Genomic DNA, 22,759 nt, shown 5'->3' with positions numbered 1-22,759 from the left:
TCTTGCCGGCGCCTCGGGCGCGCGGTCCTGCCATTGTCTTATCCGTCCTGCTCACCGGTGCTCTGCACCAGAAAGCGGGCGCGTTCCTCGGCGCTGACCTTTGGTTTTTCGGCCTCTTCCGCGTCACTTAAGACCGGAATGGCCGCGATCAGCGCGCGGGTATAGGGGTGTTCGGGGCGGGCGAAGACGTCTGCCGTCAGGCCCTGCTCGATGATTTCGCCCTTCAGCATGATGGCGATGCGCGAACAGAAATTGCGCATCAGCGAAAGATCATGACTGATGATCACATAGGTGAGGCCGAGTTCTTCCCGCAGCGTCAGAAGCAGGTCGATCACCGTCTTCTGCACCGAAACGTCGAGCGCCGATGTCGGTTCGTCGAGGATGATGATGCGCGGATCGGCGGCCAGCGCGCGGGCGATGGCGACACGCTGTTTCTGGCCGCCCGAAAGCTCGTGCGGATATTTGGAGAGAAAGTTCTCCGGCAGCCGCACCAGCGCCATCAGTTCCTTCTTGCGCGCCTCCGCCGCCGTGCGGTCGTGGCCGCCATAACGCAGTGGCACGGAGAGCGTCTGCGACACGGTGCGCTTCGGATTGAGCGAGGTTCCGGGGTTCTGATAGACGATCTGGGTCAGCCGGCGGGGATCGGTCCCGTCTGCCGCCGAACCGACACGGATGGTTCCGGACGTCGGCTTGACGAGACGCATGACCATGCGCGCAACGGTGGTCTTGCCCGAGCCGCTTTCGCCCGCAAGGCCGAAAACCTCGCCTTCGGCGACCGCGAGATTGACCGATTTTGCGGCATGGTGCCCCGGTCCGCGGGAAAACAGCAGGCCCTTCGACTGGTAGACCTTGTCGACATTTTCGAGCGTGACGATCGGCACCTTTGCGCTCGCCGGCTGATTGACAACGCGTGGCCCGTAAAGCGGCGGGACGGCATCCATCAGGTCGCGGGTGTAGGCCTGCCGCGGGGCGGTGAAGACCTCCGACAGCGTTCCCTGTTCGACGATCTCGCCGTGGCGCATCACCAGCACCCGGTCGGCGGTCTGGCGGACAACGCCGAGATTGTGGGTGATCATCAGCAGCGACAGCCCCTCGTCGTCGACAAGGCGATTGATGAGCTTGAGAATTTCGTCCTGGGTGGTGACGTCGAGCGCGGTTCCCGGCTCGTCGGCGATCAGAAGCTCCGGCTGGTGCAGCAGCGAAAGCGCGATCAGCACGCGCTGGCGCATACCGCCGGATAGCTCGTTCGGCCAGGCCGCGAAAATCCGCTCCGGATCGGCAAGCTGAACCCGGCGAAGCACGTCGAAGATCCGCTTTCTGCGATCTCCCGCATTGCTGACGACGGCGTTGCGCCGGTCGGCATAATAGAGCACGTCATCCAGCAGGCGGCCGACCTTGAAGACCGGATTGAACGAGGACAACGGGTCCTGCATGATGATCGAGAAGGCGGTGCCCTTCAGCCCCTCCCGCTCCCGGGGCGGCATCGTAAACACGCTCGCGCCGCGATAGGCGATATCGCCGCTTTCGATCACGGCATTGTCGGGAAGCGTGCCGAGGATCGCCTTCGAGGTTACCGACTTGCCGGAGCCGGTCTCGCCGATCAGCGCCACGCGCTCGCCGGCGGCGATCTCGAAGCCGACATTCTTCAGCACATGGCTGCGACGGCCATAGCCGGTGAAGGCGATATTGAGGTTCTCGACCTTGAGGAGGGGGATGGCCATGTTGTTAGGCCTCCACGTCGAACATGTCGCGCAGCCCGTCGCCCAGAAGGTTGAAGCCGAGCGTGGCGTAGAAGATGGCAAAGCCGGGGGCGAGCACCTCCCACCATTTCTCCGGCAGGAACTGGCGTCCGTCGGCGACCATGGAGCCGAGGTCGGGCGTCGGCGGCTTCACCCCGAAGCCGAGGAAGGAAAGCGTCGCGCCGAACAGGATGACGAAGGCGGCATCGAGCGTCGTCTTGACCGAGATGACCGAGACGCAGTTGGGCAGGATTTCGCGAAACAGGATATGCAGCGGGCCGGCGCCGGCAAGCCGTGCGGCCTCGATGAAATCCTCGGTCGCGATCGAGCGGGTGACGCGATAGACGAGGCGGGCGTGCCAGGTCCACCAGAGCAGGGTGATCGCAATCATCGCGTTGATCAGGTTCGGCTGGAGGATATTGCCGATGGCAAGCGCCATGACCAGCGGCGGCATGGCGAGCATGACATTGGTGAGCCCGGTGATGATGCGCTCCCACCAGCCGCCGAAATAGCCGGACACCATGCCGAGCACCGCGCCGACCGGCACGGAGATGCCGAGGACGCCGACGACCAGCAGCAGCGAGACGCGGAAACCGAAGATCGTGCGCGAGAAGATGTCGCGCCCGGCCTTATCGGTGCCGAACCAGTTGACGGCATTCGGCGCCACATGGCGGTTGCGGAAATCGACGACGGCGCCGACATGGTCGGGAAACGGCGTGATCCAGGGGGCTGCGGCTGCCATCAGCAGCACCGAAAGCACGATCAGCCCGCCGATGACGGCAGCCGGATTGCGGCTGAAGCGATACCAGGTCATGTAGCCCGCCGTCAGGCCTGTCTGCTCGCTCATTGTCCAGCCTCCCCAAAGCGCAGGCGCGGGTCGATGATGCTGACGACGATGTCGATGACGAGATTGGCGACGATGAAGAACACGCCGGAGACCAGGACCACGGCCATCAGCGCATTCAGATCCTTCTGCAGGATGGCCGTCAGGCCGTAGGAGGCGAAGCCACCCCAGGAAAACACCATCTCGACCACGAAGGCATTGCCGATCAGCGAGGCGAATTCGAGCCCCATGATCGTCAGCGGTGCGATCGACGACAGCTTCAGCAGATAGCGGAACACGATCACCGGCTCGGGCACGCCGAAGGATTTCAGCGTCAGCACATGGTCGCGCCTGAGGTTGTCGATCATGGCCGAACGGGTGATGCGGGTGATCTGGCCGATACCGGCCATGGCCAGCGCGGTGGCGGGCAGTGCAAGATGGGCGAGCGCGCTCAGAAACACATCGCCGCGGCCGGCGAGCACGGCGTCGACCAGCAGAAAGCCGGTCGGCCCCGAGGGCGCGCCGAGATTGTAGTCGACCCGGCCGAGAATGGGCCATGACGGAAAGAAACGAGCCGCGACGAGCTGAAGCGTGATGGCGAACAGAAAGGCCGGAATGGTGACGCCGACAAGCGAAAACAGCCGCCCGGCATTGTCGATCCAGCTATTGCGATAGCGGGCCGTGATGACGCCGAGGGGGATGGCGAAGACAAGCTCGATGATCACCGTGGCGATGATCAGCTCGAGCGTCGCCGGCAGGAATTCCCGGATATCGCGGCTCACCGGGTTGCCGGAGACGATCGAGTCCCCGAGATCGCCCTGGAGCGCCTTACCGATATAGCGGCCATATTGCACGAGGATGGGCTGGTCGAGCCCCATGCGCGCGCGAAGCTGGTCGACCTGGTCCTGCGTCGCGCTCGGGCCGAGCGTCATGCGGGCCGGATCGCCGGGCACCACGCGGGCGAGCACGAAGATCATCAGCGACAATACGAAAAGAACCAGCACGAAGCCGGCAAGCCGCCTGACAAAAATCTCCAGATAGCGCAGGTGCATCGAATGCGCCGCTCCATAGCCTCGGCCCTGTCGGGGGCCACTGTTCCCTTTATGCCGCCGACAATCCTGAGAGTGCCGGCAGTGATCTTATGGGTTCAGTCTGAAGGGCGGTAAAAGACGCGACAAGATAGAAAAGGTCTAGGTTTTTCAGAATAAGGGACAGGTTTTGCGATGCGCGACCGCCTCGGCGGCCGTTCAGTGCAGCCAGTTGCGCGCCCGCGCCACCGCGATGGCCTCGCGACGTCTTGTGCAGCCGAGCTTGCGGTAAAGATTGGTCACGTGGAATTTGACCGTCGATTCCGAAATGCCGAGCCGGCCGGCAATGAACTTGTTGGACGCGCCCTCGCAGATCATCAGCAGAATGCGAACCTCGCGACGCGACAACCCGGATTCCTGCTCGATCGTGCGTCCCTTGATGCCGGTTTCGGACAACCGTTTCATGATCCGGCGGGCGGGGCCTGCGGCCGAGACAAAGCCTTCGATACGGCTGTCGCCCATCAGCTCGCCGAGAAACCGGCGTTCCTCCTGAAGTGGCGCGATCGTGCCGGTGCGGGCGGCATCATCGAACATGCGCTGCAGCACCGCGCGGGCTTCCGTCGCCCGGCCGGTCCGTTTCAGCACGAAGGCCAGCCATATCTGCAGCGCACGCCGCTGGCGGCCGGTCACCCTTTCATTGGCAATCATGGCGCTGATCTGGCGGTCCAGATAGGCGCGGTCTGGTCGCTCATGGACGATCTGCCGGAGCCAGGCGAAGGCCACCTCGATTTCATCGTGCATCGAAAGCCGGGCGAGATCGTCAAGTGCTGCCTCGACCCAGGTACGGTTGATCCGCATCTGCATGGCGGAAAGGGTCGCGGCGGCATCGTTCCAGCGGTTGCCGTTCTGCATCACCAGCGCGGCGCGGATTTCGATCATGAACCGCAGCTGGCGGTCATGCGTCTGGTGGAGGCGCCAGCGATCCAGAAAACCGAGCGCCGAGAGCGTCGAGAAATGTTCACTGAGCGCCTGGCTGCCGTAGTGGAGCGCGAATTCGACGAGGCTTGGCCAGGTTTCGGCCTGTGAAAACGTATCGAATTCATGGTTGATGAAGGCGATCAGCACCTGCGGGCGGCCATCCTCATAGGCGTGGCAGGCTTCGATCAGCCGCAGGATCCGCGCGTCGGCAGGGCTTTCGAAGCCGACCTCTGCCATGTGCCTCCGGGCTTCGGCGATGCGGCTGCCGGCGCCGGTGGCGTCGCCCGAAAGCAACCGGATCACCGCCTGATGGACGCAGATATAGAAGACAAGCAGCGGGACGCCGGCCGCGCGATAGCTCGAAAACGCCTGTGCGGCGGCCATTTCGGCCTCGTTGAAGCGGCGCTGGCGGATATAGAATTCAAGCACGGCATTATAGAATGACCCGCGCAGCAGCGCCGCTTCCAGCGGCAACTCGTCGAGATAGTCATAGAGCCGCTCGAACATGGCGTCGGTGATGACGATATCCTCATAGATCATCATCACCAGCCGAAAGCCTTTGAACGACAGGGAGTAGGGCGCAACGCTCGCAAAGACGGCCATCGGATCGAGGCTCTGCCGGCCGAAACGGTCCGCGATCAGCTTCTTCGCCCGTCCCGTCTCACCGAACTTGAGTGCGCGCATGGCATTTGCGATCACGACGGTCTCGTTATCGGCCGAAATTTCCGGACTGAAACCCGAAAGCACACGGGCATACGCCTCAGGGCCATCGATATGGATATAGAAAACCCCGCCCGCCTCGGCAAAAAGACGGACGGCCGGCTCCTCCATCCCGGCGGACTGAAGCGCGGATATTGCCTTTTCAGTGTGGCCGGACCGATGCAGCGCGCGGGCAAGCGGCGTCGCCGCCTCGAAGCGCTCCATGCGCCGCCCGATCTCCTCATTGGCCGCATCGCGCACGATCCCGCGCAGTTCGCCGCTGGCGCAGGCCGAGAGGATGCCGTCGGCCGTCCTCTCGACGAAAGGCAGGAATGGCAGCTCGGCGGCGCTCCCAGCAATCGCGTGGCCGTTGAACATCCGCCAGAGGGCGGCGAGTTGCATGGCTGTCAGCGGGCGCAGGATTTCAAAACCGATATAGGCTTTGAACTGATCCCGCCTTGCGCGATCTTCAAGATCGACGCCAAGAAGAACCGGCCAGCCGCATTGACAGCGACGCGCGGGATCGCCTTCCGGCAGCAGCAGGTCATGCTCGTCGAGAAAAAGGGCTTCGCCATGGACGATCAAGCGCTCGATCCCCGGCACTTCCGTTTCGGGTCGGCGGGCGATGACCACCCGCTCGAAGTGTTCGAAGAATGCTTCGTCGAAGGCGATGGTTTCAGCCCGGGAAGGGATATCCCACAGGAATGCCCGCCCGGTCGCCGTTCCATCCGCTTCCGGGGTCGTACACACGGGGACATCAAAGGCCTTTGAGAGTTTCCTCAGAAGCAGGCTCTTGCCCATGCCGGCGACGGCGGTGATGACGATGAACTTGCGGGCGCTGGCGCTCACCCGCTCTGCGAGCATGTCGATGTGAGCCACATTCGCCATCGCGCCGTCCATATCCACCTTGCTTTCAATTGCGAAGCCAGCGCCGGGCGGCGCTCACAATCGGGGTCATGCCGTTGCAATGACCTTCAATGCATTGCGAGTTTGTCGCCGCAATATAGCGTTTGTCGACGATTGTGTCCGCCTGTGTCAATCAAGGTTGCTTTTCTGCAGCAGAATCAACTTGTCATTCGGGACGGTACCGGCACCCACCTGCTTCTGATCTTTCAAAGACGTATAGAGCCGCTCGGCATCGTCGAACGACTGTGCCGAACTACAGCGACATCTTGAGCCGGCGGTCGCCGGTCTCAGGCTCAAGGTTTACCAGCAGCAGAAGCCGCCATCGACCAGCAGGTCGACGCCGGTGCAGTAGGAGGATGCGTCGGACAGCAGGAAGACGGCGGGGCCGACCATTTCGTCGACGCTTGCCATGCGCTGCATCGGCGTCTGGCTTTCGAATTCCCTGGTCTGGTGCACCATTTCGGGGCGGGTGTTCATCGGCGTGGCGGTATAGCCGGGGCTGATCGAATTGACGCGGATGCCGCGATCGACCCATTCCATCGCCATCGATTTCGACATGTGGATCACGCCGGCCTTGGACGCGTTGTAGTGGACCTGGTTGAGACCGCGATTGACGATCACGCCGGACATGGAGGCGATGTTGACGATCGAGCCGCCCTTGCCGTGGGAAAGCATGGCGCGCGCCTCGGCCTTGCAGGACAGCCACACGCCCTTCATGTTGATGTCCATCAGCGTCTGATACTGATCTTCCGGCATATCCTCGCAGCGTTCGGCATTGGCGATGCCGGCCGCGTTCACGGCCATGCGCAGCGGTCCGAGTTCGGCTTCCGTGCGGGTGACGGCTTCCTCGAGAGCCTCGCCGGACGTGACGTCGGCGGCGATCTGCAATGACCGGCGACCGGTTTGCGCTATGAAGGCGGCGGTGTTCGCAAGCCCGTCATCGGTGCGCCGGTCGACAAGCGCGACGTCGGCGCCGCACTGGGCAAGCCCCATGGCGATGCGCTGGCCGATGCCGCTGCCCGCACCCGTGACCAGAGCCACCCGACCCGAAAGGTCGAACAGGGCCGGAGCGTTCAAACTGATTGCGGCGTCATTCATGATGGTGACCTTCTTCTCGTCCGGCGGCAACGGATGCGCCCGTTGAAAGCCGGCTTTTTTGATCTGGCGTCGGGAAGCTTCTTCCGGGCGCGTTATGACATGATCAGGCCGCCGTCGACATTGATGGTCTGGCCGGTGATGTATTCCGCGTCATCGCTGGCGAGAAAGGCGATCAGGCCGGCGACATCCTTGCCCTCGCCTGCGCGCTTCATCGGAATGTTCTCCACCCAGCTCGCCATCAGTTCGCCGGGGCCGAAATCGCCGAGCATCTTGCCCCAAACGCGGTCGTTATAATCCCACATATCGGTCTTGATGATGCCGGGGCAGATGGCGTTGACGGTGATGTTGTCGAGCGCAACTTCCTTGGCAAGGCTCTGGGTCATGCCCATAACGCCGAATTTCGAGGCGGCATAATGCGGGGTGTAGATGAAGCCGTCGCGCGCCTGGCCGGAGGCGATATTGATCAGTCGCCCGCCCTTGCCCGAAGCGCGCATGTGGCGGATCGCCTGCTGGCAGCACAGGAACGCGCCCTTGGTGTTGACCGCCATCGTGGCATCCCACTCGGTAACCGTCAGATCCTCGACCTTGGCAATGGTGATGATGCCGGCGTTCTGCACGGAGATATCCACGCCGCCGAAGGCTTTTTCGGCGCGGTCATAAAGCGCCTTGACGGCTTCCGGGTCGGTGACGTCGCAGACGACGCCGGCCGTCTTCGCGCCGGTCGCTTCAGCAAGCGATTTCGCTGCCTGCTCGACCTCGGCCTCGACGGAGGCGATCACGAGATTGGCGCCCTCCTGCGCAAACCGGGTGGCGATCGCAAGCCCGATCCCCTTGTTGCCGCCGGTAACGACAACGGTCTTGCCCTTGAAGCGGTTCATGGTGAACTCCCTGTATGTTTCAGGCCGTAGCCAGTTCCATCACCGAGACGTCATTGGCCTCGCTGTGGTCCAGAATACCCGTCTGCCGTCCGGCCGCCATCACGAGGATGCGGTTGGAGACGCCGAGCACCTCCTCGAGATCGGAACTGACGACGATCACGGCGACGCCGTTTTCGGCAAGATCGTGAATGATTTCATAGATCGAGGATCGCGCGCCGACATCGATGCCCCGGGTCGGCTCGTCGAGCAGCACGACGCGCGGATTGCGCGCGAGCCATTTGGCGATCACCACCTTCTGCTGGTTGCCGCCAGACATCTCGCCGGCCTTCTGGTGGCCTTTGCCCTTGACCCCGAACTTCGCGATATTGTCGTCGGCAAAGGCGCGGATACGGTTCCTGCTCAGCCAGCCGCCGCGGCCGACCGTCTCGAAATTCGAATAAGCGATATTCTCGGCGATCGTATGATCGAGGATCACGCCCTGTAGCTTGCGGTCCTCGGGCACAAGCACGATGCCGTTGGCGATCGCCTCTGCCGGCGAGGCGGGGGTGATGTCCTCGCCGTTCAGCGTGATCGTGCCGGCGGCGATCGGGTCGGCGCCGGCAATGGCGCGCACCAGTTCGGTGCGCCCCGCGCCGACGAGGCCGGCTATGCCGAAGATTTCGCCGCGCCGGACCGAGAAACTCACATCGTTGAACCGTCCGCTCGGCCCCGAAAGGCCCTTGACCTCCAGCACGGTCTCGTCACTGGGCTGGTGCAGGGGCGGAAACATCTGTTCCATGCTGCGACCAACCATCGCTTCGACAATGGTGCGCACCGGCAGGTCGGCGGTATCGAATTCCTGAACCTTGTCGCCGTCGCGCATGACCACGATGCGGTCGGCGATCTGCCTGATCTCTTCCAGCCGGTGGGAAATATAGATGATCCCGACGCCCTCGGCCTTCAGCCGCTCAATCTGCTTGAACAGGAGCCGGGTTTCCTCGCCGCCAAGCGCGGCGGTCGGCTCGTCGAGGATGAGGAGCTTCGCGTTGAGCGTCAGCGCCTTGGCGATCTCGATGAGCTGCTGGCTCGCCGTCGACAGGTTCTCGACCTTGCGGCGCGGCGAAATGTTGAGGCCGAGCCGTTGCAGGCCGTGCTCGGCGCGCCGGTTCATCTCGGCGCGGTCGACGCGTCCGTTCCTCATCGGATAGCGGCCGACAAAAATGTTTTCCGCGATCGTCAGATGCGGCAGCAGCAGCAGTTCCTGATGGATCATGCCGACGCCGGCGTCGATCGCCTCGCGCGGGTTGGCGGGCGCGTAGGCCGCGCCCTGCCAGGTCATCGCGCCGGACGAGGGGAGGACCGTTCCGGAGATGACGTTTGAAACGGTGGATTTACCGGCGCCGTTTTCGCCGAGCAGCGCCACGACTTCGCCGGCATGGATATCCAGATCGATCCCGTGCAGCACCTCGACAGGTCCATAGGACTTGCGAATGCCCCTCAGGGACAGGATTGGAGATTTGCCGTTTTCCGTCATGGCGCCGCCCTTTATCTATGTCGCGTCGTCCGCAGGATTACGGATGGTTCTCGACGAACTGCGGTGCATTCTCGCAGGTGGTCAGAACCGCATTCGGCGTCTGGCGCTCCGGCACGCTCTCGCCGGCGGCAACCTTGATCGCGGAATCGACTGCAAGACGGCCCATCATCTGGGTGCTCTGGGTGGCGGTCGCCACGAACGGACCTTCGCATTTGGCAAGATATTCGAGCGCCGCGACGTCGCCGTCATAGCCGCCGATGATGACCTGGTCGGAGAGGCCTGCAACGTCGACAGCCTTGGCCGCGCCCATGGCGAGACCATCGGCCTGACCGAAGATCAGCTTCAGATCCGGATGGGCCTGCAGCATGTTCTGGGCGATTGAGAAGCCTTCATCCGGCGACCACATCTGGCTCCACTGCTCGGTGACCAGCTCGACGTTCGGATTTTCCTCGATCGCGCGCATGCAGCCCTTGGTGCGGTCGACTTCCGGCGTCGTGCCCTTCTGGCCGTGGATCATCGCCATCTTGCCTTCGCCGCCGGCGAGATCGATGATGTGCTTGCAGACCTGATAGGCGGATTCGACGCTTTCGCCGGCGATGAAGGTATCGCCCGGCGCGCCTTCGGGCGTGCGGTCGACATTGATCACCGGAATGCCTTCAGCGCGGGCAAGGCGGGTCGGGACGGCGGCCGCTGCCGCGCCGGCGGGGATGTAGATGAATGCTTCGATGCCCTGGGTCATCAGGTCCTGAACCTGGCTGACCTGGGTCGCGGTATCGTTCTTGGCATCGACCACGATGACCTCGATACCCTTTTCCTTGCCGTAGTTTTCAACGCCAAGCTTGATCTGGTTGAAGAAGTCGGCCTGCAGGTTCGGCACGGCCAGGCCGATCTTGTTGACGTCGTCGGCGAGCGCCGGTCCGGCCAGTGCTGCGGATGCAAGCGCAGCCGCGATGATTTTCTTGTAGGTTCTCACGATATTCTCCTCCTGGTGTTTGGGTTTTCAACCCTGTTGAAGCCCGGTTTCGGGCCCATTGTCTGGCCGGCCTGAACCGGCCGAAATCTACCTGCTCCTGTGCTTGAAGGTTTCGGCGGCGACGGCCAGCACGATGACCGCGCCGATGATGACGGCCTGCAGGAACGGCGAGACCGACAGAAGGTTGAGGCCGTTGCGCAACACGCCGATGATCAGCACGCCGATGATCGTGCCGACGACGCCGCCCGATCCGCCCGAAAGGCTGGTGCCGCCGATGACCACGGCCGCGATCGCATCGAGCTCGTAGGAAACGCCGGAGCTTGGCTGCACGGAATCGAGCCTTGCGGCCAGAAGTACGCCGGCAAGGCCCGCCAGAGCCGCGCAGCTCGTATAGACCAGGATCGTGGTTCTGCGGACATTGATGCCGGCAAGACGCGCGACTTCAGCATTGCCCCCGATCGCATAGAGCACGCGGCCGCCCTGGCGATAGCGCAGGAAAAGGATCGCGACCGCGAATACCACCAGCATGACGGCGACCGTCATGGTCAGGAACCCGCCATAGCGGATGATCGCGCTCATGTTGAACCAGGGCGCGAAACCGATGATCTGCGAGCCGTTGGTGATCATGTTGGCGAGCCCGCGCGCGACCGACATCATCGCCAGCGTGGCAATGAAGGCGGGCACCTTGAATTCGGTGATCATCAGCCCGGAAACGATGCCGCAGACCGCGGCCGCGGCGAGCGCGCCCGCGATGGCGACGATCATCGGCATGCCGGCTTCGACATTGAGATAGCCGAGTACCATCATCGCCAGCGCCAGCACGGAACCGACGGAGAGATCGATGCCGCCGATCAGGATGACGAAGGTCATGCCCACGGCCATGATGCCGAGCACGGTGATCTGGTCGAGAATGTTCAGGAAATTGCGGAAGGACAGAAACGAGTCGGTCGCGAAGGTCAGGAAGATGCACAGCAGCACCAGACCGATCAGCGGCCCGGTCGCGCCCGACAGCGATACCACCTCCGAAAGGCGCGGCTTCTGCGCAGGAGACTCCTGTGTCATCGCCATGTTTTCCTCCTCCATGCGCATATGTATTCACACTTGATGGAAAATCCATAACGGATGCATTTAGGCCTGTCAAGCAGCGGCTGGATTGCAAATCGCCTTCGCGAGGCCTTTCTTTCCTTTATTGTATCCGCGAGATTGAACTGACAGCCATGGCTTTGCGGCCCTAGTCCATCTTGACAAAGACCAATTACGCATGTTTAATGGTATGAGAATAATTATGCATAGGTGACATATGGACCCCCAGGAACTGCGCGTTATCGCCAATCGCATCCGACGCCGCGATGTTACGGCCGTCTACGAAGCCGGCGCCGGCCATGTCGGCGGCGAAATGTCCGTCACCGATCTCCTGACCGCGCTCTACTTCAACACAATGAAGGTTGATCCCGCGGCCCCGCTCGATCCCGCGCGCGACCGGCTGGTTCTTTCAAAGGGCCATACGGCGCTCGCGCTCTACATTGTGCTCTCTGAAAAGGGCTTCATCGCGAAGGACGAGATTTCGACCTTCCTGGAGCATCGCTCGCGGCTCAACGGGCACCCCAACCGGGTCAAGGTTCCGGGCGTCGAAACCAATACAGGGCCGCTCGGCCATGGTCTTCCGGTCGCCGTCGGCATGGCGAAGGCGGCAAAGCTCGACAGGGCCAGCTGGCGCACCTTCGTCATCACCGGCGACGGCGAAATGCAGGAGGGCTCCAACTGGGAGGCGATCATGGCCGGCGCCCATTTTAGCCTCGACAACCTGACGCTGATCATCGACCACAACCGCCTGCAGCAAGGTGCGCGGCTGGCCGACACCAATAATATCGCGCCGTTTGCGCCGAAGCTCGAAGCTTTCGGCTGGGCTGTTGAAGAAATCGACGGCCATGACATGGAGGCGATCTGCCGCGCGCTTTCTGCCGATGCCGTCACCCCCGGTAGACCGAAATGCATCGTCGCCCACACCAACAAGGGACATGGCATCTCCTTCATGTCCGACAATGTCGCCTGGCACCACAAGGTGCCGAATGAAGAACAATACCGCCAGGCCATGGCCGAACTCGAGGAGGCCATCCGATGAACATGCCGTTCGAAACCGCGAAACTGCACGACTGCCGCAACGCCTTTACCGAGACGCTGGAGCAACTGGCGGCAAAGGACGGCAACATCGTCGCCGTCTGCAATGATTCCGTCGGCTCCTCCAAGCTCGGCGGCTTCGGCGAGAAATTTCCCGAACGGTTGATCAATGTCGGCATTGCCGAGCAGAACATGGTCGGCGTCGGCGCGGGTCTCGCCAATGGCGGCAAGATCCCGTTCGTCTGCGCCGCAGCCCCGTTCCTGACCGGGCGCGCGCTGGAGCAGATCAAGGCCGATGTCGCCTATTCCGAGACAAATGTGAAGCTTGTTGGCATCTCCTCCGGCATGGCCTATGGCGAACTCGGCCCGACCCACCATTCGATCGAGGATTTCGCCTGGATCCGCGCGCTTCCCAACGTTCCGGTGATTGCGCCCGCCGACCGCATCGAGACTGCCGCCGTCATTCGCTGGGCTGCCGAACACCAGGGCGGTTGCTTCCTGCGACTGAGCCGCGTCGGCGTGCCGGACCTGCTTCCGGAAGGCCATCAGTTCAAACTCGGCCAGGCCGACATGCTGCGCGACGGCGAGGCCCTCACTATCATTGCCAACGGGGTTCTGACTCACCGGGCGGTGCTGGCCGCCGCACTCCTTGAAGAGCGCGGCATTGCCGCCCGCGTGCTTAACATGGCAAGCGTGCGTCCGATCGACGAGGATGCAATCATCGCCGCGGCCCGTGAGACCGGCGCGATCCTGACCTGCGAGGAGCATACGATCTTCGGCGGGCTGGGCAGCGCCGTCGCCGAAGTGGTGGTCGACGCCGCGCCCGTGCCGATGAAACGGCTTGGCGTGCCGGGCGTTTTCGCCCATACCGGTTCGGCCAACACGCTGCTGGACGATTTCGGCATGGCGCCTGAAGCGATCGCCGAAAGCGCCGAAGCTCTGATCGCACGGAAGGGATGACATGACGGGCAAGGCGATCCTGGCGATCGACGAGGGCACCACCAATTCCAAGGCGGTGCTGGTCTCCCATGCCGGCGACATCATCGCCAGCGCCTCGGCCCCCGTGCCCATCAGCCATCCGAAATCCGGCTGGGTCGAACAGGATGCCGAGGCTATCTGGCAGGCAACCGCCACCGCGATTGCCGAATGCCTCAAGAAGGCGCCGGAGACCGAAATCGTCGCGCTCGGCATTTCCAATCAGCGGGAATCGATCCTGATCTGGGACCGCAATACCGGCCGCCCTCTTGGTCCTGTCATCAGCTGGCAGTGCCGCCGCACGGCCGACGCCTGCAGGGCGTTGCGCGAGGCCGGCCACGAGGCCGATGTCATCGCCCGCACCGGCCTGCCGCTCGACCCGATGTTTTCCGCAACCAAGGTCGCGTGGCTGCTCGACAATCACGGACGTGCGGCAAGAGACATCTGCATCGGCACGGTCGATAGCTGGCTGATCTGGAAGCTCTCCGGCGGCAGTGTCCATGCCACCGACCGAGCGAATGCCGCACGCACCCAGCTTTTCAACCTCGCCGAAGGTTGCTGGGACGATGATCTCTGCAGGCTCTTCGGCGTCGATCCCGAGATGCTGCCTTCCGTGTTCGACAGCGCCCATATCTTTGCCGCCACAAAAGACGCCGGCGTACTTCCCGATGGCCTTCCAATAGCGTCGGCCATCGGCGACAGCCATGCGGCGCTGTTCAGCCATGCCGCCTTTGCCACCGGCGACGGCAAGATGACATTCGGGACCGGCTCATCGGTGATGACGACGCTTGCCGACTACATCGTGCCGCCGGACGGGATCACCACCACCATCGCCTGGTCGATCGCCGGTCGCCCGACCTTCGCCTTCGAGGGCAATATTCTGGTCAGCGCCTCGATCTTTCCATGGACGGCGGAGTTGCTCGGTCTCGAAAGCGTCGAGGCGTTGCTTGTGCTTGCCGAAACGGTCGAGGATACCGGCGGCGTCGCGCTGGTACCCGCCCATGTCGGGCTCGGCTCGCCGCACTGGGATGCCGATGCGCGCGGTCTCGTCTGCGGCCTTTCGTTCGCCTCCAGGCCGGCGCATATCGCCCGCGCCGCGGCCGAAAGCCTCGCCTTCCAGGTGCGCGACGTCTACGCAATCATGGCGGAGGCTGCCGGCCATGCCGGCCGGATTTCCGTTGATGGCGGGCCGAGCCGCAACCGCTTCCTGATGCAACTCGTCGCGGATTATCTCGATCGCCCGGTCACGCCGTGCCGCAATGCCGAGGCGTCGGCGATCGGCGCGGCGCATCTTGCAGGGCTCGCCGTCGGCTTCTGGCCCGATCTGGAGGCACTGTCGGCCCTTGCCCGGCGCGAGCCTGAGATTGCGCCTTCCATGCCGGCCGACAGGCGCGATCGTTCTATTGGAGAATGGACAAAAGCGATTGCCCGGACCACATTCGCCGTGTAGAGAATAAATATTCACACAAGCCACGACGAGCTAGCAGAGACCATGTCCCGCCTCAACGAATTACGGATGATCGCCCGCGTGGCGCAGATGTATCATATCGAGGGACAGCGTCAGTCGGAAATCGCCAAACACCTCAGGATTTCGCAGGCGACGGTGTCGCGCATGCTGAAGCGCGCGCAGGAAGAAGAGATCGTCCGCACAACGGTGGTTGCCCCCTCCGGCACCTATGCCGAACTCGAATCCGGCCTCAGGAGCCGGTTCGGCCTGTCCGAGGCGATCGTGGTCGAGTGTTCGGAGGATCGCGATGGCGCGATCATGGCGCGGATCGGCGAGGCGGCGGCACATTTTCTCGAAGCGACGCTGCAGGCCGGCGAAATCATCGGGGTTTCGAGCTGGTCGGAAACCATTCTACGAATGGTGGACAATATTCACCCCATGAAATCCGGCAAGGCCCGCTACGTGGTGCAGACGCTCGGCGGCATGGGCGATCCGACGGTCCAGATCCATGCCAACCAGCTCACGACCCGGCTGGCGCGGCTGACGGGCGCCGAGGCGCATCTTCTGAGCGCGCCGGGCGTGGCGCAATCGCGGGAGGCCAAGCTGGTGCTGCTCGGCGATACCTATGTGCGCCAGACCATGGAGCTGTTCTCCAGGATCACGCTGGCGATCGTCGGCATCGGCGCCATGGAGCCGTCCGGCATGCTGGCGCGCAGCGGCAACGTGTTCTCCTCGCGCGAGCTTGCCGAAGTCGCCGAAGCCGGCGGCGTCGGCGATATCAGCCTGCGTTTCTTCAATGCCGAAGGCGGTTTCGTCAAGACGCCGCTGCACGATCGCGTGATCGGCATGACGCTCGAGGAACTGTCCAAGGTCGACCGCGTCATCGCGCTTGCCGGCGGCCGCTCCAAGACAGAAGCCATTCGCGGCGCGCTCAGAACCGGCGTCATCGACCTTCTGATTACCGACAGGTTCACCGCCGAGCGTCTGCTCGAAGCGCAAGCTTGAGCGGCCGTTCCCGCCGCTGATACGGGCGGAGCTGATAGATGAACAGATGGCGCGGCTTTCGCCTTGTTTTGTTCGATTTTGCGCTCCAGCCGCTGACTCAAATCTCCAGCCGATCGACCCGGGTCCCATTTTGGTCGAAAAAGTTCAGGCCTCATTTGAAATGTCGGTCGTTACAAGGAATTTGCGCCAGAACCATAGCCGAAGGTGCAGTGGTTGGGATACTTGCTGGGCATGGTCTGTTGCACACCCGTTTGCATCGCCATAACGAGGAGAACGATCGCACGACCAGACCGATCTGGTCCAGATCGCGGTAGAATGAAGCTCGGTTGCGATGACGAAATCAATGACAATCACAGGGCGTCTGATCCGGGCCATGGGGCCCGCGATGGCGCCCATTTCCCTGCGGGAATCCATCCGGGCGGGTCTCGGCGCCACGCTCGGTCTTGTCATCGTGGGACTGTTCGTTCTGGCGCCGACGGTGGATCTCAGGCTCGGGCTCTATCTCGTGGCGCCCTTCGGCGCGACTTCGGTTCTGATCTTCGCGGTGCCCAACAGCCCGTTGGCCCAGCCATGGTCCGCAATCGTCGGCAATACGCTTGCCGCAATTGTCGGCGTTGCCGTGTGTCTCACCGTTTCGGAGCCGTCGCTCCGCATCGCCCTGGCTGTGGGCATTGCAATCGCGCTCATGAGCCTCGCCCGCGCCGTCCATCCGCCGGCCGGGGCTGTCGCCATGACCGCGGCCATGAGCCCCGACGCCATCCACGAACTGGGGTTTCGTTTCGCCATCACGCCCGTGGCAACCGGAACAACGCTTCTCGTCCTCATCGCCTGGATCTACGCGCGCACGACCGGACGGCGATACCCATTCCGGCAGTTCGAGGAGCAGAATGTCCAGGGAACGAGCGATCAGCCGCCTGCCGAGCGCCTCGGTCTGAGCGAGGCCGAGCTGGTCGATATCCTGCAACGGTATCGGCAGTCCCTGAACCTGGGCGTGGAAGACCTGGCAAGGCTCATCGGAGCGGCAGAGCTGCAGGCAGCCAGCCATCAGACCGGCGCCATGACCGTCACCGACATCATGTCGCGCAATCTGATTACGGTCGGTCCGGACACCACGCTGTTCGAGGTTGCGGATCTGTTCGAACGCCACAGGTTCACGTCACTTCCGGTGGTCGGACCGGGCGGGGAATTCGTGGGCGTGATCTTTCAGATCCACCTCATCAGTCAGGCTGCGAGAGAGGGCTTGAAGCACGATCGCAGCTTCATTCCCGCGTTCCGGCACATGCTCGGTCGCGAACAGATCAAGCCGACAATTGCCCGGGACGTCATGCAGGTGCGCGGTCCGCGCGCGGCGGCAACGACCCCGTTGAGCGCCCTGCTGCCAATGATGGCCGATGGAGAAGTCGACGCGGTTCCGGTGCTGGAGAACGATCGCATCATCGGCATTGTGACAAGGACAGACCTTATCGCCGCGATGGCGCGAAGCGCTGTACGCGAGACGTAATTTCCCGGACCGCTTTTGGTCGCCGGCCACGCTTTCCTGCGGTCCGCTGCGGCGCAGATCCTTGCCACGCAGGGCTCAGGCTATGCTGGCATATTCGCCGATGGCGTTGGCTTTCAGATAGAAGTCCTTCGGGCGGCGGATGTGGCTTTCGATGATGCGCCACAGCCGATCGGCATCGCCGACGGCGAGTGCATCGATCATTTCGAAATGCTCGGCGATCGCAACCTCGCGGATTTCGCCGCTGGTGAAGGCGCGTGTGCGGATGGGATGGGTGGCGAAGGTGTAATGCTGGATGGCATCGGCAAGCTGGCGGTTGCCGCATGCGCGGTAGAGCGTCTCGTGAAATCTGTTGTTGAGTTCGAAGACCGCGCCGAACTGCTGCTTGCGGGATGCCTCGCGGTGACGGCCGGCGATCTCGGTGAGCGCTTCGATCGTCTCGCCTGGAACCGGGCGGGTAAAGTGCCGGGCCGCCTGGCATTCAAGGCATTCGCGGATTTCGTATAGCTCCTCGATCTCGCGGATCGAATAATCGCGGACATGGACGCCCTTGTTGCGCTCGCGCACCACGAGGCCGGTTTTCTCCAGTTCGGCAAAGGCGAGGCGGACGGCGTGCCGGGTGGCGCCGGTGCGCGCGATGATCTCATCCTCCACCAGCCGCTCGCGCGGATGGCGCTGCCCGGAAATGATCTCGCGCTGCAACTCGCGATGCACATCCTCCCAGTTTTTCGGTTGTTCAGACACGTATCGCGCACTCCAGTCCCGATTCACAAATCTCTGGCGACATTAGCATATTCCCAAGGGAACACAATTATCGTTGACATTATCGATAATAATGACGATAACGCCGGAAACGGGAGGACGATGTGTATCGGATAGGCAGTGGAGCGGGCTTTTCAGGCGATCGGGCGGATGCGGCCATCGCCGTCGTCGCGGAAATCGCCGCGGCAGGGGAGGGTGGCGCGATCATGTTCGAGACGCTGGGCGAACGCACCCTCGCGCTCGGCCAGATCGCCAGAGGCCAGGACGCCACGCGCGGCTACGAGCCGCTGCTTGAAGATATCCTCACCCCGATCCTGCGCCCGGCCCACGAAGCCGGCATTACCATCGTCGGCAATTTCGGCGCCGCCAATCCCCCGGCCGCAGCCGCCGCCATCCGCGCGCTGGCCGACAGGCAGGGCATTGCCGGGCTGAAGATCGCCATCGTCACCGGCGACGACCTTCACGGCCGGATGGACATCGCCACCGCCGAACGTTGGGATGGTGACGGTCGCCTGGCTGAATTCTCCGGCGAGATCGTCGCCGTCAACGCCTATATCGGCGCCCGCGCCATCGCCGAGGCGATTGCCTCCGGCGCCGATGTCGTGGTCACCGGCCGGGTGGCCGATCCCGCGCTGGCGCTGGGCCCCCTCGTTGCCCATTATGGCTGGGACTGGAACGATCTCGACCGGATCGCAGCCGGCACGCTCGCCGGCCACCTGTTGGAATGCGGCGCGCAGGTCACCGGCGGCTATTTCGCCGATCCGGGGTTCAAGGACGTGCCGCGCCCGGCCGAGATCGGCTTTCCGATCGCCGAGGTCGAGACCGACGGCAGTTTCGTAATCACCAAGCCCGCCGGCACTGGCGGTCTCGTCAGCGAACGCACGGTCAAGGAACAGCTTCTTTACGAGATCCATGATCCGTCGGCCTACCTCACGCCCGATGTGACGCTCGATATCAGTGATGTCACCGTGCGCCAGATCGGCGAGGACCGGGTCCGGGTCGAAGGCGCGCGGGGCAGGGCGGCGCCGGAAAAGCTCAAGGTCACGGTCAGCTATCACGGCGATTTCTTCGGCGAGGCCGAGATTTCCTATGCCGGGCCGAATGCGCTCAATCGCGCGCGCCTCGCGCAACAGACGATCCGCGAGCGGATCGCTCTCCTGGGGCTCGATGTGCGGATGCGCTCGGATATTTTCGGCACGGTCAGCGTGTTCGACGCCGATTCCGGCGTCATGCTGTCGCAGTTCACCGGCGGGCCGGACGGCGATTACCGCGTCCGCTTTGCCTTTGACGGCGAGGACCGCAAGGCGGTTGAACGCGCCGTCGCCGACGTCAACGCGCTTTACTGCTGCGGGCCGGCCGGGGGCGGGGGCGTCCGCCAGAGCGTGCGCCCGCGCGTGCGCACGCTTTCCTATCTGGCCCCGCGCGCGCTGGTGACGCCGTCGTTTTTCTTTCTCGGCGAGGAAACCGCATGAGCCAAACCGTCACGCTTCACCAGATCGCGCACGGCCGCTCCGGCGACAAGGGCAACCGGTTGAACGTCAATGTGATCGCCTATGAGGCGCGGCACTGGGACGTGCTGCTGGAACAGGTCACCGAGGAACGGGTTGCGGCCCTTTTCGCCCATCGCGGCGCAACCCGGGTAAAGCGTTACGAACTGCCGCGCCTCAACGCGCTGAACTTCGTCATCGACGACGCGCTGGAAGGCGGCGTCAATGCAAGCCTTTCGACAGACACGCATGGAAAATGCCTGTCGTTTCTGGTGCTGGGGCTTGAGATCCGGCTGCCGACCGAAACGGTGCCGGCATAGCAATTTAACGGCCCGTGAAGGGCAAAGGGAGGAGAACCGAAATGGCATTCTGGACAAAAACCACCAAGACGCTGCTGCTGTGCGGCGTCGCCGCCGGCGTCGGCGTTGCCGGCGCTAAAGCTCAGGATTACCCGCAGGGCGGGACGCTGCGCGCCGCGATCTCGCAGATGGCGCCGTCGCCGGACCCGGTGGTGACCACATTCGGCGTCAACTGGATGACCGCCACCATCGCCTGCGAAGGGCTGTTCGCGATTGACGAGAGCTGGACGCCCCAGCCGATGCTGGCCGACAGTTTCGAATATAGCGACGACGGCAAGACACTGACGGTCACGCTGCGCCCGGACCTGAAGTTCCACTCCGGCGCGCCGCTGACCTCGGCGGATGTCGTCGCCTCGCTCAATCGCTACAGGGACTCCGCCGGCATCGGCGCCGCCCTGAAGAACGCCACCGCATCGATCGAAGCGGTCGACGACACAACCATCCGCTTTAATCTCAACACGCCGACCGCGATCGTGCCCGGCCTGATTGCCAGCGCCCAGGCGGCAATCATGTCCGCCAAGTCGCTCGAAGGCGCGTCCGCGACACAGGCGACCACCGGGCTCGATTGCACCGGCCCCTACCAGTTGACGAGCTACCAGCCCGATCGCGGCGCGGTGCTGACCCGCTGGGACGATTACCAGGCCCGCGAGGAGCCGTCCTCGGCCTTTACCGGCAAGAAGCACGCCTATGCCGATGAAATCGACCTGATGCTGATGCCGGAGCCGTCCGTGCGCCGCGATGCGCTGCTGACCGGCCAGATCGACATCGCCTATGAACTGCCGACCGATTTCTACGACGCGCTGCAGGCCGATCCCGGCACTGAGGCCGTGGTGGTGCCAAACAACCAGTCGCTCACCGCGGTGTTCAACACCAAGCAGGGCCCGGCAGCCGACGTCAATCTGCGCCGCGCGATCTATTATGCGCTGGAAATGGACCCGATCATGCTGGCCTCGGTCGGCAATCCGGAATTCTACACGCTCGATCCGAGCTGGATCCCGGACCCGAATTCGTTCTGGTACACCAAGGCTGGCGTTCCCGACGGTTTCGGCACACCGAAGTCGGATCTGGTCAAGAAATATCTCGACGCATCCGACTATAACGGCGAGCCGATCCGCTGGCTGGTCGCGGCCGAGCAGTATCAGAAACATTATCTGACCGCTGTCGTCGCCCAGCAGCAGCTCGCCGATTTCGGCATCAATGTCGAACTCGTGGAAAGCCCGATGGCCAATTACATCCAGTCGCGTGCCAACCCGGAAGACATGGACGCTTTCTCGAGCTTCCTGCCGACCTATGTCGACCCGACCTCGATTGCCTATCTCAATCCGAGCTATCCGGGCTTCTGGACCGATCCGGAAAAGATGGAACTGATGCAGCAGATCGCCTCGACCATCGACCCCGAGGAGCGCAAGGCGATCTTCGAAAAGATCCATGCCCTGATCTACGATCAGTTCCCGTTCATCAAATACGGCACGGAAGCCAATATGTACGGCATCCGCAGCGGCGTCGGCAATGCGCCGAACGTGCCGAGCCGGGGTTACGACCTCTACAACGTCGCACCGCCGCAGAGCTAAGATGAGCGTGACCGGGACAGATATCGAAAAGCCGGAGATTGGCGAACGCGAGACGTTCGCCAGCGCCAACAGGAGCGTCTGGCACAGGCTGATAACCAATCCAACGGCGGTGATCTCGATCGCGCTGCTGGTCATCATCAGCCTCAGTGCCATCCTCGCGCCTGTAATCGCGCCCGGCAATCCGATGCGCATCAATCCGGTGGACCGGTTCCAGCCGCCGGGTTTCGCCCATCCCTTCGGTACCGACAATCTCGGCCGCGACATGTTCAAGATGGTTCTCTACGGGGGGCGGACATCGCTCCTCGTGGGGCTGATCGTCACCGCGATCTCGATGAGCGTCGCGGTGATCTTCGGCGCGATCTCCGGCTTCTATCAAAAGGTCGACATGGTGCTGATGCGGTTCGTCGACGGGCTGATGGCGTTTCCGGGCATCGTGCTGGCAACGGCGGCCGCCGCAATCCTCGGGCCCTCCAGCCGCACCGTCATCATCTCGCTGTCGATCGTGCTGATCGCGCCGTCGCTCAGGGTGGTGCGCGGCCAGGTTCTGGTGGTGCGCGAACTGCAGATGATCGAGGCCGCGCGGGCCGTCGGCGTTCCCACATTGCGGCTGTTCACCCGCTACATCCTGCCGGCCGTCAGTTCGCCGATCCTGGTGCAGGCGTCCTTCATCTTTTCCGCCGCCGTGCTCGGCGAGGCGGCGCTCAGCTTCATCGGCGTCGGCATCGGTCCGCGCGAACTGAGTTGGGGCAACGCGCTGACGGAGGCCCGCAACTATATCGCCGCCGCGCCCTGGATCGTGGTGTTTCCGGGGCTGGCGCTGATGCTGACGATCCTCGCGCTCAATCTTCTCGGCGACAGCCTGCGCGATATTCTCGATCCACGCCTGGCACGGAGGCGCTGAC

At 63.3% G+C, this 22,759-nt stretch carries 19 protein-coding genes; 9 read left to right on the top strand and 10 right to left on the bottom strand.

Annotation, left to right across the window (positions count from 1 at the left end):
- Positions 1-38 precede the first annotated feature (38 nt).
- From Mame_RS02330 to Mame_RS02290, 9 genes are all read right to left on the bottom strand, one after another.
- Positions 39-1,721, bottom strand: a complete 1,683-nt coding sequence (locus tag Mame_RS02330; protein ID WP_018067207.1) for an ATP-binding cassette domain-containing protein — start codon at positions 1,719-1,721, stop codon at positions 39-41.
- 4 nt (positions 1,722-1,725) lie between these two features.
- A complete protein-coding gene (locus tag Mame_RS02325) occupies positions 1,726-2,586 on the bottom strand; it encodes an ABC transporter permease (RefSeq protein WP_018067208.1) in 861 nt (286 codons plus the stop codon).
- Positions 2,583-3,614: an ABC transporter permease gene (locus Mame_RS02320; RefSeq protein ID WP_018067209.1), complete on the bottom strand. Its 1,032-nt coding sequence runs from the start codon at positions 3,612-3,614 to the stop codon at positions 2,583-2,585. Before Mame_RS02320 ends, Mame_RS02325 begins: the two co-directional genes overlap by 4 nt.
- Before the next feature lie 195 nt (positions 3,615-3,809).
- Positions 3,810-6,155 (bottom strand): helix-turn-helix domain-containing protein, encoded by a 2,346-nt coding sequence (locus Mame_RS02315; RefSeq protein WP_157624591.1) that lies wholly within the window; start codon positions 6,153-6,155, stop codon positions 3,810-3,812.
- Positions 6,156-6,473: 318 nt separating this feature from the next.
- Positions 6,474-7,271, bottom strand: a complete 798-nt coding sequence (locus tag Mame_RS02310; RefSeq protein WP_026173893.1) for an SDR family oxidoreductase — start codon at positions 7,269-7,271, stop codon at positions 6,474-6,476.
- A 92-nt stretch (positions 7,272-7,363) separates the two neighbouring features.
- Entirely contained in the window at positions 7,364-8,149 is a 786-nt protein-coding gene (locus Mame_RS02305; protein WP_018067212.1) for an SDR family NAD(P)-dependent oxidoreductase, read from the bottom strand.
- A 19-nt stretch (positions 8,150-8,168) separates the two neighbouring features.
- A complete protein-coding gene (locus tag Mame_RS02300; RefSeq protein ID WP_018067213.1) occupies positions 8,169-9,662 on the bottom strand; it encodes a sugar ABC transporter ATP-binding protein in 1,494 nt (497 codons plus the stop codon).
- A 37-nt stretch (positions 9,663-9,699) separates the two neighbouring features.
- The gene (locus Mame_RS02295) at positions 9,700-10,635 is read right to left on the bottom strand and encodes a substrate-binding domain-containing protein (RefSeq protein ID WP_018067214.1); all 936 of its coding nucleotides are present in this window, start codon (positions 10,633-10,635) and stop codon (positions 9,700-9,702) included.
- An 87-nt stretch (positions 10,636-10,722) separates the two neighbouring features.
- Complete coding sequence (locus Mame_RS02290; protein ID WP_412768653.1) at positions 10,723-11,697, bottom strand: ABC transporter permease; 975 nt, start codon at positions 11,695-11,697, stop codon at positions 10,723-10,725.
- A gap of 238 nt (positions 11,698-11,935) precedes the next feature.
- Between Mame_RS02290 and Mame_RS02285 the strand changes: the two genes are divergently transcribed.
- The 5 genes from Mame_RS02285 (at position 11,936) to Mame_RS02265 (ending at position 17,681) form a co-directional block, all read left to right on the top strand.
- On the top strand, positions 11,936-12,757 hold the full coding sequence (locus Mame_RS02285; RefSeq protein ID WP_018067216.1) for a transketolase: 822 nt from the start codon (positions 11,936-11,938) through the stop codon (positions 12,755-12,757).
- Positions 12,754-13,713, top strand: a complete 960-nt coding sequence (locus Mame_RS02280; RefSeq protein WP_018067217.1) for a transketolase family protein — start codon at positions 12,754-12,756, stop codon at positions 13,711-13,713. Before Mame_RS02285 ends, Mame_RS02280 begins: the two co-directional genes overlap by 4 nt.
- A 1-nt stretch (position 13,714) precedes the next feature.
- Positions 13,715-15,178, top strand: a complete 1,464-nt coding sequence (locus Mame_RS02275) for an FGGY family carbohydrate kinase (RefSeq protein ID WP_018067218.1) — start codon at positions 13,715-13,717, stop codon at positions 15,176-15,178.
- 42 nt (positions 15,179-15,220) lie between these two features.
- A complete protein-coding gene (locus Mame_RS02270; protein WP_026173895.1) occupies positions 15,221-16,180 on the top strand; it encodes a sugar-binding transcriptional regulator in 960 nt (319 codons plus the stop codon).
- Positions 16,181-16,565: 385 nt separating this feature from the next.
- Positions 16,566-17,681, top strand: a complete 1,116-nt coding sequence (locus Mame_RS02265; protein ID WP_236953508.1) for an HPP family protein — start codon at positions 16,566-16,568, stop codon at positions 17,679-17,681.
- Positions 17,682-17,756: 75 nt separating this feature from the next.
- On the opposite strand, the gene Mame_RS02260 is transcribed toward Mame_RS02265, so the two are convergent.
- Positions 17,757-18,422 (bottom strand): GntR family transcriptional regulator, encoded by a 666-nt coding sequence (locus Mame_RS02260; RefSeq protein ID WP_162141084.1) that lies wholly within the window; start codon positions 18,420-18,422, stop codon positions 17,757-17,759.
- A 122-nt stretch (positions 18,423-18,544) separates the two neighbouring features.
- Between Mame_RS02260 and Mame_RS02255 the strand changes: the two genes are divergently transcribed.
- The 4 genes from Mame_RS02255 to Mame_RS02240 are packed head-to-tail and all read left to right on the top strand — an operon-like array spanning position 18,545 to position 22,758.
- Entirely contained in the window at positions 18,545-19,912 is a 1,368-nt protein-coding gene (locus Mame_RS02255; protein ID WP_018064552.1) for an acyclic terpene utilization AtuA family protein, read from the top strand.
- On the top strand, positions 19,909-20,247 hold the full coding sequence (locus Mame_RS02250; protein ID WP_018064553.1) for an AtuA-related protein: 339 nt from the start codon (positions 19,909-19,911) through the stop codon (positions 20,245-20,247). Before Mame_RS02255 ends, Mame_RS02250 begins: the two co-directional genes overlap by 4 nt.
- A 41-nt stretch (positions 20,248-20,288) precedes the next feature.
- Positions 20,289-21,857 carry an ABC transporter substrate-binding protein gene (locus Mame_RS02245; protein WP_018064554.1) on the top strand — a complete coding sequence of 523 codons (1,569 nt, stop codon included), beginning with the start codon at positions 20,289-20,291 and terminating at the stop codon, positions 21,855-21,857.
- A gap of 1 nt (position 21,858) precedes the next feature.
- The gene (locus Mame_RS02240; protein ID WP_018064555.1) at positions 21,859-22,758 is read left to right on the top strand and encodes an ABC transporter permease; all 900 of its coding nucleotides are present in this window, start codon (positions 21,859-21,861) and stop codon (positions 22,756-22,758) included.
- Position 22,759: the final 1 nt, after the last annotated feature.

The organism is Martelella mediterranea DSM 17316, assembly GCF_002043005.1.
Classification (GTDB): Bacteria; Pseudomonadota; Alphaproteobacteria; order Rhizobiales; family Rhizobiaceae; genus Martelella; species Martelella mediterranea.
The sequence above is the reverse complement of the archived record's forward strand: the minus strand, read 5'-3'. Positions and strand labels throughout refer to the sequence as shown.

Bases quoted from the DNA above. Each gene is read 5' to 3' on its own strand.
- Mame_RS02310 (WP_026173893.1), bottom strand. From the start codon at position 7,271: ATGAATGACGCCGCAATCAGTTTGAACGCTCCGGCCCTGTTCGACCTT.
- Mame_RS02245 (WP_018064554.1), top strand. From the start codon at position 20,289: ATGGCATTCTGGACAAAAACCACCAAGACGCTGCTGCTGTGCGGCGTC.
- Mame_RS02250 (WP_018064553.1), top strand. From the start codon at position 19,909: ATGAGCCAAACCGTCACGCTTCACCAGATCGCGCACGGCCGCTCCGGC.
- Mame_RS02280 (WP_018067217.1), top strand. From the start codon at position 12,754: ATGAACATGCCGTTCGAAACCGCGAAACTGCACGACTGCCGCAACGCC.
- Mame_RS02305 (WP_018067212.1), bottom strand. From the start codon at position 8,149: ATGAACCGCTTCAAGGGCAAGACCGTTGTCGTTACCGGCGGCAACAAG.
- Mame_RS02285 (WP_018067216.1), top strand. From the start codon at position 11,936: ATGGACCCCCAGGAACTGCGCGTTATCGCCAATCGCATCCGACGCCGC.
- Mame_RS02265 (WP_236953508.1), top strand. From the start codon at position 16,566: ATGGCGCCCATTTCCCTGCGGGAATCCATCCGGGCGGGTCTCGGCGCC.
- Mame_RS02275 (WP_018067218.1), top strand. From the start codon at position 13,715: ATGACGGGCAAGGCGATCCTGGCGATCGACGAGGGCACCACCAATTCC.
- Mame_RS02325 (WP_018067208.1), bottom strand. From the start codon at position 2,586: ATGAGCGAGCAGACAGGCCTGACGGCGGGCTACATGACCTGGTATCGC.
- Mame_RS02315 (WP_157624591.1), bottom strand. From the start codon at position 6,155: ATGGCGAATGTGGCTCACATCGACATGCTCGCAGAGCGGGTGAGCGCC.
- Mame_RS02330 (WP_018067207.1), bottom strand. From the start codon at position 1,721: ATGGCCATCCCCCTCCTCAAGGTCGAGAACCTCAATATCGCCTTCACC.
- Mame_RS02300 (WP_018067213.1), bottom strand. From the start codon at position 9,662: ATGACGGAAAACGGCAAATCTCCAATCCTGTCCCTGAGGGGCATTCGC.
- Mame_RS02290 (WP_412768653.1), bottom strand. From the start codon at position 11,697: ATGACACAGGAGTCTCCTGCGCAGAAGCCGCGCCTTTCGGAGGTGGTA.
- Mame_RS02320 (WP_018067209.1), bottom strand. From the start codon at position 3,614: ATGCACCTGCGCTATCTGGAGATTTTTGTCAGGCGGCTTGCCGGCTTC.
- Mame_RS02240 (WP_018064555.1), top strand. From the start codon at position 21,859: ATGAGCGTGACCGGGACAGATATCGAAAAGCCGGAGATTGGCGAACGC.
- Mame_RS02270 (WP_026173895.1), top strand. From the start codon at position 15,221: ATGTCCCGCCTCAACGAATTACGGATGATCGCCCGCGTGGCGCAGATG.